Annotated in this window: 19 protein-coding genes and 3 tRNA genes; 12 read left to right on the top strand and 10 right to left on the bottom strand. The window is 47.6% G+C overall.

Annotated features, from left to right (window positions below; genetic code table 11):
- Positions 1–125 precede the first annotated feature (125 nt).
- On the top strand, positions 126–983 hold the full coding sequence (locus SBG41_RS02260; RefSeq protein WP_317895925.1) for an FAD-dependent thymidylate synthase: 858 nt from the start codon (positions 126–128) through the stop codon (positions 981–983).
- Positions 984–1007: 24 nt separating this feature from the next.
- Here the strand turns inward: SBG41_RS02260 and SBG41_RS02265 are convergent, their stop codons facing one another.
- The gene (locus SBG41_RS02265) at positions 1008–1220 is read right to left on the bottom strand and encodes a hypothetical protein (protein WP_317895926.1); all 213 of its coding nucleotides are present in this window, start codon (positions 1218–1220) and stop codon (positions 1008–1010) included.
- Between the two features lie 187 nt (positions 1221–1407).
- On the opposite strand from SBG41_RS02265, the gene SBG41_RS02270 reads away from it, so the two are divergent.
- Together SBG41_RS02270 and SBG41_RS02275 are read left to right on the top strand one after the other, a co-directional pair.
- Positions 1408–1629, top strand: coding sequence for a CopG family ribbon-helix-helix protein (locus SBG41_RS02270; protein WP_317895927.1), 222 nt, complete (start codon positions 1408–1410; stop codon positions 1627–1629).
- 22 nt (positions 1630–1651) lie between these two features.
- Positions 1652–2146, top strand: coding sequence for a type II toxin-antitoxin system VapC family toxin (locus SBG41_RS02275; RefSeq protein WP_317895928.1), 495 nt, complete (start codon positions 1652–1654; stop codon positions 2144–2146).
- Here the strand turns inward: SBG41_RS02275 and SBG41_RS02280 are convergent.
- On the bottom strand, positions 2143–3477 hold the full coding sequence (locus SBG41_RS02280) for a hypothetical protein (protein WP_317895929.1): 1335 nt from the start codon (positions 3475–3477) through the stop codon (positions 2143–2145). The genes SBG41_RS02275 and SBG41_RS02280 overlap by 4 nt on opposite strands.
- A 301-nt stretch (positions 3478–3778) precedes the next feature.
- On the opposite strand from SBG41_RS02280, the gene SBG41_RS02285 reads away from it, so the two are divergent.
- The 6 genes from SBG41_RS02285 (at position 3779) to SBG41_RS02310 (ending at position 7477) form a co-directional block, all read left to right on the top strand.
- Positions 3779–4309, top strand: coding sequence for a class I SAM-dependent methyltransferase (locus tag SBG41_RS02285; protein WP_317895930.1), 531 nt, complete (start codon positions 3779–3781; stop codon positions 4307–4309).
- Positions 4310–4409: 100 nt separating this feature from the next.
- Positions 4410–5189: a basic amino acid ABC transporter substrate-binding protein gene (locus tag SBG41_RS02290; protein ID WP_317895931.1), complete on the top strand. Its 780-nt coding sequence runs from the start codon at positions 4410–4412 to the stop codon at positions 5187–5189.
- Between the two features lie 21 nt (positions 5190–5210).
- Positions 5211–5891, top strand: coding sequence for an amino acid ABC transporter permease (locus SBG41_RS02295; RefSeq protein ID WP_317895932.1), 681 nt, complete (start codon positions 5211–5213; stop codon positions 5889–5891).
- A complete protein-coding gene (locus SBG41_RS02300; RefSeq protein WP_317895933.1) occupies positions 5888–6646 on the top strand; it encodes an amino acid ABC transporter ATP-binding protein in 759 nt (252 codons plus the stop codon). Before SBG41_RS02295 ends, SBG41_RS02300 begins: the two co-directional genes overlap by 4 nt.
- Positions 6643–7329: an amino acid ABC transporter permease gene (locus tag SBG41_RS02305; RefSeq protein ID WP_317895934.1), complete on the top strand. Its 687-nt coding sequence runs from the start codon at positions 6643–6645 to the stop codon at positions 7327–7329. Before SBG41_RS02300 ends, SBG41_RS02305 begins: the two co-directional genes overlap by 4 nt.
- A gap of 72 nt (positions 7330–7401) precedes the next feature.
- Positions 7402–7477, top strand: a tRNA-Asn gene (locus tag SBG41_RS02310).
- 229 nt (positions 7478–7706) lie between these two features.
- On the opposite strand, the gene SBG41_RS02315 is transcribed toward SBG41_RS02310, so the two are convergent.
- The 3 genes from SBG41_RS02315 to SBG41_RS02325 all read right to left on the bottom strand — a co-directional run bounded on the left by SBG41_RS02315 (position 7707) and on the right by SBG41_RS02325 (position 8800).
- A tRNA-Trp gene (locus tag SBG41_RS02315) sits at positions 7707–7845 on the bottom strand.
- Between the two features lie 96 nt (positions 7846–7941).
- The gene (locus tag SBG41_RS02320) at positions 7942–8484 is read right to left on the bottom strand and encodes a hypothetical protein (RefSeq protein WP_317895935.1); all 543 of its coding nucleotides are present in this window, start codon (positions 8482–8484) and stop codon (positions 7942–7944) included.
- A 127-nt stretch (positions 8485–8611) separates the two neighbouring features.
- Entirely contained in the window at positions 8612–8800 is a 189-nt protein-coding gene (locus SBG41_RS02325) for a chromatin protein Cren7 (RefSeq protein WP_011822285.1), read from the bottom strand.
- Positions 8801–9059: 259 nt separating this feature from the next.
- On the opposite strand from SBG41_RS02325, the gene SBG41_RS02330 reads away from it, so the two are divergent.
- Positions 9060–9136 (top strand) — tRNA-Ile (locus SBG41_RS02330).
- A 141-nt stretch (positions 9137–9277) separates the two neighbouring features.
- Positions 9278–10531: an adenosylhomocysteinase gene (ahcY, locus tag SBG41_RS02335; protein ID WP_317895936.1), complete on the top strand. Its 1254-nt coding sequence runs from the start codon at positions 9278–9280 to the stop codon at positions 10529–10531.
- Positions 10532–10803: 272 nt separating this feature from the next.
- Here the strand turns inward: ahcY and SBG41_RS02340 are convergent, their stop codons facing one another.
- Positions 10804–11583, bottom strand: coding sequence for a hypothetical protein (locus SBG41_RS02340; RefSeq protein WP_317895937.1), 780 nt, complete (start codon positions 11581–11583; stop codon positions 10804–10806).
- Between the two features lie 247 nt (positions 11584–11830).
- Here SBG41_RS02340 and SBG41_RS02345 point away from each other — a divergent pair, with 247 nt between their 5' ends.
- On the top strand, positions 11831–12298 hold the full coding sequence (locus tag SBG41_RS02345) for a RecB-family nuclease (RefSeq protein ID WP_317895938.1): 468 nt from the start codon (positions 11831–11833) through the stop codon (positions 12296–12298).
- Here SBG41_RS02345 and SBG41_RS02350 read toward each other — a convergent pair.
- The 4 genes from SBG41_RS02350 to hflX are packed head-to-tail and all read right to left on the bottom strand — an operon-like array spanning position 12281 to position 15444.
- Positions 12281–13237 (bottom strand): DNA cytosine methyltransferase, encoded by a 957-nt coding sequence (locus tag SBG41_RS02350; protein ID WP_317895939.1) that lies wholly within the window; start codon positions 13235–13237, stop codon positions 12281–12283. The two genes, SBG41_RS02345 and SBG41_RS02350, sit on opposite strands and share 18 nt — an antisense overlap.
- Entirely contained in the window at positions 13215–13742 is a 528-nt protein-coding gene (locus SBG41_RS02355; RefSeq protein WP_317895940.1) for a GntR family transcriptional regulator, read from the bottom strand. The genes SBG41_RS02350 and SBG41_RS02355 overlap by 23 nt, the downstream gene beginning before the upstream one ends.
- A 41-nt stretch (positions 13743–13783) precedes the next feature.
- The gene (locus tag SBG41_RS02360; RefSeq protein ID WP_317895941.1) at positions 13784–14356 is read right to left on the bottom strand and encodes a tRNA (cytidine(56)-2'-O)-methyltransferase; all 573 of its coding nucleotides are present in this window, start codon (positions 14354–14356) and stop codon (positions 13784–13786) included.
- On the bottom strand, positions 14302–15444 hold the full coding sequence (hflX, locus tag SBG41_RS02365; protein WP_317895942.1) for a GTPase HflX: 1143 nt from the start codon (positions 15442–15444) through the stop codon (positions 14302–14304). The genes SBG41_RS02360 and hflX overlap by 55 nt, the downstream gene beginning before the upstream one ends.
- Positions 15445–15497: the final 53 nt, after the last annotated feature.

Below are 15497 nucleotides of genomic sequence, written 5' to 3' on the forward strand. Positions count from 1 at the left end.
TAAGACTGGTTCATTTAAGGCTTGAGCCATACTATTACGTATTCAAAACCCGCTTCTCACGTGTAAGATATCTTCAGTAAACTACACTATGCGAGCACTTAAGGTGCTAAAAGAGGAGGCAGTACATGGCGCTACAATTTGCTCCTGAAGATGCTGTTCTCTACCTTGTTGTACATAATTGGCCTCGCGGTATCGTTGCTGCGGCCAAGGTTAGTCAGGGCCGTACTTTTATCAAGAATGTTAGCCATTATTTTAACGAGTATCCCTTCTGGGATGCTGTGGCCTGGGCGGTGCAGGCTGTTGACACTCCTTGCCTGGAGAGGCAGGGCTATGAGAGCGTCCTGGAGCACGTGGTTGTGCAGTTCGTTGCTAAGTGTTCCAGGATATGCACACATGAGCTTGTAAGGCACAGGTTGGCCAGCTACGCGCAGACCAGTACCAGGGTGCTTGGCCTAGAGGCTTTCAGAGCAGACGACGAAAAGCCTGGAATCCTGTACCCGCTGGTGGAGAAAGCTGCTGAAGGAGACCCGAAGGCCATAGGGAAGCTCTGCGTTATACCAGAGTGGGATGATGGTAGTGTGTGGGAGGCTTGTAGGGAGTATTTTAGAAGGATAGTAGAGCATAGCGGTAAGGGAATTGATGCTTGGCTTCGCTACTCTCAGCCAGACGCCTTGGCAGCGCACATAATGGTTACTACTAACCTAAGAGAACTACTCCACATGGCCAGTATGAGGCTACACCCACATGCCCACTGGGAGATAAGGAGACTTTTCGAAGCACTTGCTGACGATCTCTGGGAGAAGTATCGAATACCATTTCATCTAATGCTCTTATTGAAGAGGCCAGGCTTAGCTACGCTACGACGGGATCTAAAAGAGAAGGCGCATACGCAACTAAAGGAGCTTCTTGAAAATCTCGATAAACGTTCACTAAGTAAGCTTATAATACTTGTTCAAAAATCACTTGGTTTGCAAGTACCGTAGCTAAGCAAAAGACTATAGACCGAGTTACGCCTGCCTTAGAGCGGTTCTTACTGCTTCTCTAAACTCGTCCAGAGTCATTTCGTCACGGCGCTTAGGCAGTTTTATTAATATCACTTTATTACCTGGCGCTAGTGCTCTTATTTCGTCGTGATCCTTGTAGCGATATACATCTAGCTGTTTGAGTTTTAGCTCTTCAAGCACACGTCTATATGGCGTATACTTTCTCCCGACCGGCATCATTTGCGCACCCAATGCACCTCTAGTTAAGCCTTCTTCTTTAAAAGGATTAAACAAAAATTATTTGATGTAAACATTTGTTTAAAGCGGTTGCTGTTGGATTTATAGAAAAGGTATAAAATAGTGTAGACATTATTACCATTACTTGGCAAAAAAGATATAGAAGCGATATAAGCGGTGAATTTCTATGAGTGTCGCATCAGCGATATATGTGCGTGTGCCACGCGACCTTCTGCAGGAATTTGACCGTGCTGCTCAAATGCATGGTCTCTCTCGAAGCGAGGCAATCAGAGAGGCAATGAAGCTCTATATTAGGTATGCAAAGGCGCCTGAAGTAAAGAAACTACGCGGAATAGCTGAAGCACCAGTAAGTGCTGACGACCTAGATAAGTATGTGCTCCCAGGCTAAAAGGAAGGAGAGGGTGGTAATTATGCCGGCGAACACGCTTCTCATAGACTCAACCGTACTCATACGCCTAGTCCTAGGCAAAGAGGGAGCAGATTTCGCCATAAACGTGTTTAGTAGAGCAGAGGAGGGCGTCGAGGACGTAGTTATACCGAGCACGGCACTTGTTGAGGCACTATCAAAGGCCGCAGTAGCGGCTGCAAGTAGCGTAGTTGGCGGTGACGTAAAAGAGGGTATAGAGGCACTTTACACTAATATAAATGCAAGAGAGAAAGCCGTCGATGTCATGGAGAAACTGCTCTCGTACATAATGTTCCTGCATAAAACCGGCCGTGTAACAATTTACAGCGTTGGTGCAGATGACATTGAGCACGCCCTAGAGCTTATGAAGAAGAATAACCTTAACTTCTCAGATGCAATAACCCTTGCAGTTGCAGAAAAGCTTCGGATTCAAAAAATAGCGACTTTTAGCAAGAAGCTCCGCCAAGTAACAGGGTACACTTTCTTGCCTTCAGCTTAGTCTCTACTAGTTTTTTCCACTACGATATTAACACCTAGTTCTTGTAGCACTTGAAGACCTAGCGGTATTAATGCTAAGACGCTCCTAGCATCCTCTAGTATAATGCGCTTATTAGACCTAAGGGCTGCTACAAGGAGGGCTAGGCACGTTACAGGATCAATGCCTCTGCAAGAATAGCTATGACGGCTCATACCACTTATCGGACTAATTACCCTAAACCTATCTTCATCCTCAAGGTAGGCCTCGCCGCCAAGCTCTCGTACTATTTTCTCAATAAAGCGTGAGAGCACTCCATCGCTGATTGTTGACCTTATATCGGAAACTACTCCGCCTGCCACTAGGCTGTGCAAAACTAGAGGCACAGCAAGCAGCGGCTCTTCACTGGCGCTATACGTTACTGAGGCTGGCTTTGACGCGTGCAAGACTAGTCTCGAACTCTCTTGTTCGTATTCGTAGCCCATGATTGATAGAAGGTACTTGAATAACTCAACATCATCGTTGCGGGTAAATGATGATAGATTATCAATGAGTATTTCTGTGGGGTTGCACTGCCTCACTAAGATAAGCAATGTAAGCGTCTCAGAAATCCCCCCGCCAACGCTGAGCATTGCAGTCTTTTTCTGCTCCGTATCTTCATGCATGCTGCTTATTTGTAGCATCCTTGCAGACTCTTGAACATTGTATCCTGCTTGCCTAAGAGTATCGATTACGACTTGTAGCCTGCGCCTTGCCTCCTGGCGATAGGTTCCCAGAAGAACTGTAGAGGGCGCTCTGCTACTGGCCAGTGCAACAGCTAATCCTCCTACAACTGAGCCCATGGCATGAGTGAGTCTCACAAAAGCTATGCGACGTGTGGCAGTACTTGTTTCTACAACAAGGAACTTGGACGCGGTGCCTGCACTCCATACACGTGCTCCTAGCGCGGCTAACACCTCCCTAATTGGCCGTGTATCAACGCTCATCAAGTACTCGTTATTAATGGCTCTAGCTATAAGCTGGGATCCCGGTGGCGCATTTATCGCGAAGAAGGGGAGCGCAAGATAGGCATCAAGGAAACCGCATACGAAATCATAGCTGAGTCGAAGAGGAGTACCCGGCTCCTCTGTTTTCTCAACATAGAGTTTCGTAGGTGAAAGAGCCTCTACTCGAAAACCTAGTCTAGTAAGAAGGTATGTTGAAGACCTTATGCATGGATTTCGAGTATCGACGTTAACGATCTCAGCTCTGCCTAGTGTTGCGCCAACAAATAGCTTAACGAGTGATTCCCACAGAGAAGGCAACACCATGGCCCTACCAGCAGCATCTATACAGCCGTCTACACGGAGCATCATAAGCCTGCACCACGCGGAACCAGTACCCCATATACTTGGTTTAGAGGGCTAAACCCTGACCTATGTAAGCTAGTTTGGTATTTTTCTCGGCGCTAATTCTAGAAATATCTCGATGTTAGCGTGCATATTCTATTGTAGTAGGTGTCGGTTATAGGGCTTATATCGCCGTGAGCATATGTAGTAATGTTAGGGATACACGTCGGTATTTCATATTTTTGACCAATTAGCTGAACGGTATGATAAATGGTATGAAAGAAACAGCATTACTGCTTGGAACGAGTTGCTTACAGTAGAAGCAATAATGCCTCGTAAATATAGGAACTGTATTGAGATAGGTGGAGGCTCCGGCTTCTTTTCTTCTCGCTTCGGCTGTATCGATGTAGATCCTGCTTGGAAGATGCTTCTCCGAGCAAAGCTACGGGGCGTTGATGCTGTTCAGGCAGTTGGCGAGAAGATGCCGATTCGAAGCGGCTCTGTCGATGTCGCGCTGATCATAGTCACTATTTGCTTTGTGGATGAGCCGGAGCTATTGGTTCAAGAAGCGGCAAGAATCCTCAGAAGAGGTGGTTTCATTGTCACTTGCATTGTTCCGCGCGACTCGCCTTGGGGCATTTATTATATATCGCGGCGACATGTGTCACCCTTTTACCGATATGCTAGATTTTACACTGTATCTGAGATCGAGGATATGCTCCAAAGAAATAACCTGGCCATTGTAGACAGGCTTGCAACTCTCAGTTACAAGCCCTGGGAACCACCTCGCTATGAGGCTCCTTCTCGTAGACTCTATGGTCGGGGCTTTGTCTGCATCAAGGCTGTGAAGAGGCAATAAGGGCAACTCATCTAGTTGCCCGTGGAAATGTGTTTTAACTAGGTACTAACACTACTAGTTATCATGGAGTACGGTATTTTGGGGGTAAAGGTGTAGGCCAATGGAGTCCAAAACGGCACTAGCAATCAGCATAATAGTGGTCATTGTGATAATCGCTGGTATAGCAGCCTATTACTCGACGCACAAGGGTAAGGGAGCCAAGGAGTATCTTGTAGTGGGAACGTCGCCCGACTTTCCTCCCTTCGAGTATGTTGACGAGAACGGGAACATAGTTGGCTTTGACATCGATCTCATTAGATTAGTTGCCCAGAAGGCTGGCTTCAAAGACATCAAGATAGTAAGCATGGACTTTGATGCGCTCATACCAGCTTTGCAGCAGGGCAAAATAGACGTCATAGCAGCCGGTATGACCATTACGCCAGAGAGGGAGAAGGTAGTAGATTTCACGATACCGTACTGGGAAGTTGACCAAGCAGTAATAGTCAGCAAGACGAGCAGCTTTAAGCCTACAAAGCTGGAAGACTTGGCTGGTAAAACTGTTGGTGTTGAGACTGGAACAACTGCTGCCAGCTACTTGAAGGACTATGTGAAGAAGCACAATGTAGACATAAAGATAAAGGAGTATAGTAGCTACGTGCTCGCTGTCCAGGACCTTGTTAATGGAAGAATAGATGCGGTAATGCTAGATGTGCCTGTTGCAAAAATGTTTGCAAAGAAGTATCCAGTAGAAATCGCGTTCGTGGTGAAGACGGGCGAAAAGTACGGGTTCGCAGTAAAGAAGGGTAACAAGGAGCTATTAGACAAGCTAAACAAGGCCTTACAAGAGGTAATGAATAGTCCGGAGTGGGAGAAACTAGTAGAAAAGTACTTCGGAAGCTAAAGACCTCCGGGTGAAGACTTTATGGATCCATTAGGGTTTTTTGCACCGCTAAGACCCTACATAGGGGTCATACTCTCTGGCCTACCCATGACGCTGATTTTGACCTTTGGAGGCTTTGGCATAGGGCTCCTCATAGGCCCCTTGCTTGCTTTTCTAGAAACATACGCGCCTCCTCTTATTGCGCGAATTGCGGCCGCAATAGAGGAGACGATACGCGGTATACCGCTCCTCGTAATCCTCTTCCTCGTCTTCTTTGGCCTACCAGTACTTGGTATACAGTTATCCCCTGTTCTTTCAGCAATAATAGCTATAGGTATTCGTAGCCTAGCATATCAGTCACAGATTATTCGCAGCGCACTGCTCTCGATACCGCGCAGCCAGTGGGAGGCAGCCCTAAGCCTTGGAATGAGCCCGCTAAGCGCCTTCTTCAACGTCATTGCGCCACAAGCTTTCCGCATAGCTATGCCGGGTCTCGTAAACCAGTTCACTATAGATCTCAAGGATACTTCTCTAGCATATGCCGTAGGAGTAGCAGAGCTCTTCACGCAGTCGGTGCACGTAGCACAAGTTATACTCGATTATCTTCCTCCGCTTGTTTTTGTAGGAATCATTTACTTCATACTAACATATAGCTTCAGCCTTGGGGCGGGATGGCTCTATAAAAAGCTAAGCATACCTGGCCTAGGAGGCACACAGCAATGAGCGAAGAAGTTGTACTCCGCGTCGAAGACCTCTGGAAAAGTTATGGTAAACAAACTGTCCTTAGAGGTATAAGCTTTACCGTAAGGAGAGGAGAAGTAAAGGTAATTATAGGGCCATCCGGCTCGGGCAAATCCACTCTCTTGCGCTGCATAAACCTGCTAGTCAAGCCTGATAAAGGGAGGATAGAACTCGAAGGCATCGAAGTTTATCCTAGGCCAGCTATGAGCATTAACAAGATACGTGAGCGTATAGGCTTTGTGTTCCAGCAGTTTAACCTTTTCATGCACTTAACAGCTCTCGACAACGTGCGCATAGGCCTCATAAAGGTCAAGAAAATGAGTAAAGAAGAGGCAACAAAGAAAGCCATAGAGGCTCTTCGAATGGTGGGAATTGATGAGAGTTTGTGGCATAAGTATCCAGCACAGCTCAGCGGTGGCCAGCAACAAAGGGTAGCAATAGCTAGGGCAATAGCTATGGAGCCATCCATAATACTCATGGATGAGCCTACCTCTGCTCTTGACCCCGAACTCGTCGGCGAGGTATTGAGGGTCATCGAGAATCTTGCAAAGCAGAGAAAGACTATGCTAATAGTAACGCATGAACTTGACTTTGCGCTGGAAGCTGCCGACGAAATCATGGTACTAGATCAAGGAGTTATAGTTGAGAAGGGCACGCCAGATGAAATCCTGCGTAATCCCAAGCACGAGCGCACAAAGAAGTTCATAGAGAGGATAGCGAGGAGAATGAAAATATGATAGCAGGTATTGGAGAAATAGTAGCAAATTATGGAAGCCTATTGCTAACAGGCCTAAAAAACACACTCCTATTAACCGCAGTATCCTTCGTGATAGGCTTTAGCCTAGGCTCAGTAATAGCTGTTGGAAGGGCCTATGGTCCTCGCTGGCTTAGCTGGCTTCTCGCCGCATATGTTGAGACAATAAGGGGTACACCTATGCTACTTCAACTCTTCATACTGTACTACGCATTGCCCGACGTAGGTGTAAAACTCTCAGCACTAACTGCTGCAATCCTAGGCATGGGGCTTAACAGTGCCGCATATCAATCAGAGTACATACGGTCGTCGATAAAAGCGGTGCCTAGTGGGCAATGGGAGGCAGCCCTAAGCCTTGGAATGACAAAGCTTCAAGCAATATTTAGCATAATAGTCCCAATCGCCCTGCGCTCCTCAATACCAGCACTTACAAATGAGCTGGTATACTTGCTAAAATACTCTTCAATTGCGTACTTCCTAACGGTCGTCGAACTCGTATATGCGGGCAAAATAATAGGCTCAGAGACATTCATGTACGTCCAAGTATACACCATAATAGCGATAATATATTTGGTGCTCTCACTGCTAATAACCCGCAGCATGAAGAAACTTGAAAGAAAAATCACAATACCCGGCCTTGCTGTAGAAGAAGCCCAGAGAACGTAAACTTGATAAAACCTTCTCCACTAAATGAGTAGATACAACATGGCCGCCGGGGGCACGGGACAGTCCTCGGGTGCCGCCGTAGCTCAGCGGGTAGAGCGCCGGGCTGTTAACCCGGTGGTCGGTGGTTCGAATCCACCCGGCGGCGCCACTTGTTTGGTAAATTCCTTTTCACCGTCGTTCTCGACTCTCAAGCGAGCTATTGAACAATACAATACGTTAAGGCTCTTTTTAGTAAAAAGGTGCATCCATTCTATTATCCATAACACGTCACGTATGAATAAAAGTACAAGAATTGAGGTATTGTTACGATTTCGTTAGCTATGTACCCATTGTTATTGTTTAGTTTTTAATGAAAATAGATATAGAAAGGTAATGCATGGTGGGCCCGGGGGGATTTGAACCCCCGACCGCCGGGTCTCTCCCTCTCATCCATGGGCCTCGACAGACCCAGCGCCTGGACCGGATCCCCTTAGGGGGTCTGGAGCCCGGCGCTCTGCCTGGCTGAGCTACGGGCCCATCTAGTTCTCAGGGCCCACCATGTCGCTCATCCCCGCCTCTTCGGCGGGTCTGTTGGGGGTTCAACCATTTAAGTTACAATGTATGGGCCGGGGTTTATTCTTTTATCTCTTCGCCTTCTCTACAGAGTTCTTTAACTATACAGCTTGTTCCCGGGCACCCAAGCGTTCTAAGAACGCGGTAGAGTATTGATACTGTTTTGGGATGGAGATTAAGTGTGTGTGCCGCCTCGCGTAAATTAAGCAACCTTTTCTCTTTCTCTGCTGTCTCTGCTAGTCTTAGTAGTTTGCAGAGTGGTTGCCGCGGTATCGTATATGCTCTAATTCCTTTGCGTGGCCTTATAGCGACGAATATTATTGCACCACCCGCTATAACTACAAGCTTGTTACGATTCCTTGCAACATAGTCTATGCTTGTAACTATTTGTCTGGCTTTTTGCGTCGGCTCAACTATTACCTGGTCCTCGAACCGAGTGAATGTTACTAGGCCCTTGCGCCGAGCGCTCCATAGGAGTTTTCTTACGAGAGAGGTCCGGGTGCCTAGTATCGTGGCCAGTTCCCGCGTGCTTATCCTTTCACGGGTTGTAACGTAGTACACAAGTGGCAGCAAGTGGACAGCTGTATACTTTTTGTCTGCCATACTGCCTCCGCTACAAGGGAGATGGAGGCAGACAGCCTAATTAAAGAAGTTGCAGAGAAGCTGCCGGGCAAGATTTGGGTCAAAGTAGGTAAAAAACCAAGTGTAAAGGGCTCTGGTGTTTTCCGGCTTAGCTGCATATTGGGTAGTCGTCGGGTACTTTGGCTCTGAAGTATTTTCCTGTCTCGGGGCTCTTGAAGAGGCCTATCTTTACGCCCTTCCTGCCCCTAGGTGCTAGCTGCCACACCTTGATAGGTACTAGCTCAACCTCCTTACCAGTAGTCGGGTCACGAACCTTAACAGGCTTCTCACACGCCAACCCAACACACCTCTAGGCTTCTTTTCTCGTGTAGACTTATTATGCGATAGAATTAGTTGTGTGTATGGATAATGAGCACCTATGTAATACCATGGCAACATGCACTACTTCCTATAGATTTGATAGGTATTGTATTATTTCATCCTTTTGGTATTAGAGCTATTTGCTCGAAGATAACTAATCGTACGGTAATACTTGTGAGCGATAAGTTGATAAAGTACTCTATAGTATAGGCTGATAGAATACTTGGAGAATCGCTGGGCCCGTAGCTCAGCCCGGCAGAGCGCCCGGCTCATAACCGGGTGGTCGGGGGTTCGAATCCCCCCGGGCCCACCAACGGTCCACAAAAGCCTCTCCACGTTCTTCGTTAATGCTATTCTCTGCGTACTCCTTATCGTAAGTGCAAGACCCTTATTTTGCTCTGAGTGCTATGCGGAGGCTAGGAACTAGTAGCTAGATATCGGGGGTTTGAACGAGTTGTCAAAGATAAGGAATCCAGGGCTTGCTGAGCAGGGGCTTGTTCAAATAGAATGGGCGGAGCAGCACATGCCCGTTGTTGCAAAATTTATTAGGGAAAGATTCGAGAAGGAGAAGCCGCTCAACGGTGTTATCGTTGGAGCTGTTCTTCACGTTACAAAGGAGACGGCCGCGCTTGTACGCACACTCGTTGCGGGTGGTGCTCGGGTCTTCCTGGCAGCAAGTAATCCGCTGAGCACGCAAGACGATGTTGCGGCGGCTCTGGCGTCTCAGGAAGGGATAGAGGTTTGTGCTTGGAGAGGTATGAATGAGAAAGAGTACTTTGATTGTATTCGCTGGGTTGCGTCTCAGAAGCCCAACATCGTAATTGATGATGGGGGAGATCTTCACGCAACGCTTCACAAAGAGTTTCCTGATGTTGCTGGCCAAGTTTGGGGAGGAACTGAGGAGACGACTACTGGTGTAATAAGGCTGCGTGCTATGGAGAAACAAGGAGTTTTGAAGTATCCTGCGATAGCCGTAAATAATGCCAGGACGAAGATGATGTTTGATAATCGTTATGGGACAGGGCAGAGCACTATAGACGGCATACTTAGGGCAACAAACATACTTTTTGCTGGGAAAAAGGTTGTTGTGGCTGGGTATGGCTGGGTTGGTAGAGGTATAGCTATGCGTGCAAGAGGCATGGGTGCACGAGTAATAGTGACAGAGGTTGACCCGATAAGAGCATTAGAGGCTTTAATGGACGGTTTTGACGTCATGCCTATGATAGAGGCTGCAAAAATAGGTGACATTTTCATAACTGCTACGGGCAACAAGAAGGTTATTAGGCGCGAGCACTTCGAGGTAATGAAAGACGGAGCTATACTTGCTAACGCAGGGCACTTCAACGTCGAGATCTGGATACCCGACTTAGAAGAAATGGCCGTGTCTAAGAGAACAATAAGGAAGTATGTAACAGAGTATAAGCTCAAAGACGGCAGAAAGCTCTACTTGCTTGCAGAAGGACGTCTCGTGAACCTCGTAGCTGCGGAGGGACACCCAAGCGAGGTAATGGACATGAGTTTCGCCAACCAGGCTCTATCGGCCGAGTACTTGGTCAAAAATAGGGGCAAGCTGGAGCCAAGAGTATACCTGGTACCAGACGAGATAGACCAAGAGGTAGCTAGGCTTAAGCTCAAAGCTATGGGCGTAGAAATAGATGAGCTAATACCAGAGCAAGTAGAGTATCTTCAGAGCTGGCAGCTCGAGTAACCACTTCACTAATTCTCTTTTACCGTTCGGGGCCGAGAAGCTTATCACTCTAATTGTTCTCAGAAAATACTTACTGGGCGATGAAGTCTTACAGCCGAGCTGAGTTATTAAATGACGAATTTCGCCCCTTAATCGAGCCCCTTATCATGTGCAACTGCTGGTCATCGCCTATGAAGACTACGCCAGCGGCTGAAAGCTAACTCGTAATGATGATTGACTTGGCTCCGAGGCATAGATAATTTTAAACTAGTCAACCACGTCCTGGCCCGGGTCTATGCGAGTTCCTCTACAAAGCGCCATGCTCTCTTTGACGCGTCAAAGTATATCATGCCGCTCTCCTTGAGCTTCTTAAAGAGCTGGTACTGTGTGTCAGTAAGTAGTACCCTAACCTCGTCATCGTTAGGGGTTGGCAGCTGCTCTACCTTTTCCTTGAAGTTTCGCCAGAACTCCGGGTCAACAGCAATCCTTTCCCCGCCAACATTGAGTATAATTGCGCCTTCTCGTCTAAGTCTTTCAAAGAACGCATCCCTATCCCGGAGCCATTGAACATCATGCTCAAAGACTGCTCCCTGTTCGCGAAGCCTCTCTATCGCAGTTCGCCGTCTTGGTTCTCTCCTAGACTCTGATTGAGGCCTATACCTTGCAACAGCTTGGGCATATTGTTCTCTCCTCGTAGCCTCGGCGGCCTCAAAGGATTTTACCTTCTCCTCAAGCTCTTCAATCTTCTCATAGAGTTCAGAAATACGCATTGATAGTTGATCTATCTTAGCAGTCCACGGATTAATAATGTCTTGTATCTTCTTCTCTATCTTTGAGAGAATTTTGTCAACATCTATTTCCGTAGTCCCTTTCTCAGCCAATTTTTTCTCGACTAGCTCCTCAACAAGCTTTCTAACAGCTTCTTCTTTCTCCTTATACCCTAGCTCCCTGTAAATCAGGTCACGGAGGTAATCAGATACGAGGCTATAGCCAAGCCTCCTAGCTCTTTGCTCTAATTCCCTATAGACGTCTGATGGTAATCGTATAGCTATAACGCGCTCTTTTCGAGCCATGCAGAAACACCGTGTTCCCCGCCTACCACGGTATGTTTGAATAGAGAAACCCCAATTAGGGTTCGGTCTCCTTTACCCCCTATCGAGGGCGATGCTGAAGGCTGTACTCGCTGAAGGAACGTGTTGACACCTTTAAGTTCTGAGCCCCTAGCAAGAAATCGAGGCGGATTTTTGCTGGGTATCTGTTTAAAGCCCCTTACTCCTATCATGGAGTAGGGTATTTGCTAGAAAAAGGGGCTGATGAAAGATGGGCACTAGCTTGCTTGTCGTAGTACATGATATTTCAAGTGCGCAGCGATTACTCGACATGGTTAAACTCGTTTACAGCCTAGGGTTTAACCAAATAGTTGTAACAAAAGCCTATGGAGCAGCAGCTTCAAGCGGAATACCCGACGCAATGCGGCTAGCCCTGCGCTTGAATCGAAGCATTTATGTCTTGCCGAGCGTGAAGGATGCTGTCGAAGTCTTCTCGCCCGACAAAATAGTCATAATTTCGCGAGAATACGGTGAAGCTGCTGACGTTGATGAAATAGTTTCAAGACTAGGCAATGCAAACAAGCCAATGATAATCTTCGGGGGATCTGACCCTGCTCCCGGAAAGGATATCGCAGGACTCGGAGAAGCCCTCTATCCACGCGGCTTTGAGGCCCGCGCTGGACCGGTGGCTGAGGCAGCGATAATACTCTACCGATATAAATCACTGCTCACGGGCTAGGTACCCTAGCACCACCTCGGCGATGGCTCGTGCCAAGGGTACTGGAACCGCTTCCCCTACCTGATTATACTGCTCATCCTTTCCTCCGAGAAACACGTGGTTATCCGGAAACCCCATTAGTCTTGCTTGTTCCCTTACCGTAAGGAATCTATCCTCGTAGGGGTGTATGAAGCGGCTTGACCCGAGTACGGTAGGTGCATGTCTTCTGGGGTCAAGCCTTATAAGGTTAGGCAGCCTACGATTATCTGCCCCCTCATAGTATATTAATGCTTGCCCCCAGCGTAGTCTTGCTATTCGTTTCGCCTTTCTCGGACTAATGCTTGGGAGTTCGTGATTAGGAGGGAGTTCAGCACCCGGCTCTGGGAGCGAGCTAAGCGCTTCTTCAACACTAATTTTTTTGTTTCTTTTCGGCGGCTTAATTTTTATATTGGAAACGAATACCCTTAGCCTATGGCTCGGCGTCCCATAGTCTTCTGCTTTAAGCACGTTAAAGTATACCCTGCTGTAGCCCGCCTCGCGAAATATTCTACGCAATTCATCCTCTACATCGAGAATGCCTGGAACGTTCTCCATGACGAAGACACGTGGCTTTAGCTCGCCAACTATTCGGGCAAAATGTAGCACGAGTTGACCGGCTGGATCCTCATATAGTCTCTCTAAGGGGTTTTTCCTACGCCTAGGATTAGCCCCGGTATAGGGCTCACAAGGAGGACTTCCAATGATAACGTCAGGACGTCCTACGAGCCTCTCTATGAGCGCTCCACTTACCTCCTTTATATCCATGGCAAGCGCTAGTGCTTCTGGAAAATTTGCCTTAAAACTACGTATGGCCGCGGGGTCATTATCTATTCCGAGTAAAATGCGAAAACCTGCTTGTCGAAATCCCTCAGCAAACCCCCCAGCACCACTGAAAAGATCAACGAGACTTGGTGTCCTCATTTATCTCCGCCTCTAGCATAGATATGTATTGGCTCAGTATCTGTATCCTAAGCTCCCTATCCTTATCAGGCACTAACATGGTGCCGCAGCGAGGGCATACAAATTCGTGCTCAAGGGCCTCCTCAAAGGTATAGCGCGTGCCGTCGTTTGGACACACATAATACATGGTTGACTCTTCCTTGCTTAAAAGAGTCTTGAGCTTTTCAAGAGTGGCCTTCTTCCTCGCCTCTATTATCGCTGGAAGAGCCTCATAATTAACCTTCCAGTAAAAGATGAGCCTATTCTTTTCCGGATGCTTTTGACGACGATAAACTACAAGCCCTTGCTCTGCGAGCATGTTGAGTGCGCGCCTTATCGCATTAAGCTTGAGGCCTGTTTTCTCTGCGATATCGACCTCTGTCAGTTCCTCGCCCTCTTCAAAGAGAACTTGAAATACCTGCCTCGCGTTAGCGTCGAGAAGCTTCTCTACGAACTTGTATAGCTTTTCTGCCTCCTCGGTGCCCACTGGCCCCACCTCTAGCTATTTTCTCCAAACCTGTCCTAGTACTATTTAGGATGCTTTTCCAGGCTTACTACTTTTTTGCCGCGAGCCGAAGGAATAATCTTTACCTTTGCATTCGGAAACTCAAGGCGCAGTTCTTCCCCCCTATAGAGCCTGTCAAGGAAGATCGCTAAGGCAGCTACCTCGCTGTGCGGCTGATTACCTATAGCAACATTGTATGTTGCCTCCTCGTAGTAGAAGGGAGGCACCTTCTCGGCGCCTACAACTATGAGTTTCGGCTTGGGGCTACTCCTTATCGACTCTATAACATCGTCAACGTGTAGGCCGTACATCGTTAAATGGATTACCTCTCCGCCACCCTTTTTCCACTCCCTGACATAACTCTTACCACTCACGCCACATAGGAGGTCCATTGCACCGCCCCAGCGCTCAAGAACCTTCTTTAAGGAACTCATTACGTGGTCATCGCAGACATCGGCTAGAATGAACCCATTGGCGCCGAAAGCCCGTGCAACTAGGCCTACGTGCGTTGTTATTCTCTTGTCTCGCTCAGGCCGATGCCCTATGCGTAGAACATATACCTTTCCATATCTTTGAGCAGGGTGCTCAGCCTGCATAGCAGCCTATCAAGCCCTACTTTGTTTTTAGCTGAGACGGGGACTACATCTCTTATTCCCGGATATAATGCGGACACAAGTCCCGAGATAAGCTCAAGCCGGTGTTTTAGCTCCTCTTCGTTCCCAATAAGATCTATCTTATTTGCGGCGATAATCATAGGCTTATCGACAACACCTATTCGTCTAAGCACGTCAATACCCTCTCCTAGTTTTTCTACAAGCACGTCTTCTCTCTCAGAAACATCTACGACGTACAATACGATATCGGCGGTTGCGGCCTCTTCAAGGGTAGAGTGGAAGGCCTCAATGATCTCTACGGGTATATCCGATATAAAGCCCACAGTATCTACGAGCGCAAAACGGAATCCGTTATGGCTTATAGCCTTTACTTTAGGAGAAAGTGTTGTAAAGTACTCTGGCCCTATGGACTTCGATTCGTGTGTTAAGGAGTTAAATAGCGTGGTTTTTCCCACGCTTGCATAACCTACTATAGCTACGTGTGGTAAGCCTGCACTCCTCCTTTTAGATCTCTCAAGTTCTCTTCTCTTCCTCAACCGTTCAAGCTCCCGCCTTATCCGGGCAATCCTTGAGACCATGTACCTGTAATAGGCATCTACCGCGTATCCGCCTGGGCCCAGGAAACCTGGTAGCTCACGGAGCTTCGCAAGCCTTATTGCCTCCTTTATTACGGGGAGCTGGTGCTTGAGCCTAGCAAGCTCTATCTGCAGCTTGGCCTCGCGGCTGCCAGCATGAAGAGCGAATATTTCGAGAATCAGCATAGTTCTATCAATTGTCTCTACCTTCGCTTCTCTAATTATTCTAAAGTACTCGCGGGGTCGAAGCTCATCGTAGACTATTATACGAGCACCGTCCTTGCCTTGTAGCTCACTGGCCTTCTCTGCGACCTCTCTGAGCTTTGCTTGACTAAGCAAACGTGAGCGTGAAACCCTTCGGTATCTTACATAGTCGTAAAGACGGTATCCTGCAGTATCGAGTAAGGCAAGTGCCTCCTTGAGCTGCCAATCACTTATATCTCTCGGTATAAGCAGCAACGCGTCCTTGAAGTAGCCATTTTTCTCCTTAGTCATGCCGCCTTCTCTTCCCCTAGCTAGTTGCTAAATCACCGTATTGCTGAGATGGA

Origin of the sequence: Pyrofollis japonicus, assembly GCF_033097485.1 — an archaeon.
Lineage (GTDB): Archaea > Thermoproteota > Thermoprotei_A > Sulfolobales > Pyrodictiaceae > Pyrofollis > Pyrofollis japonicus.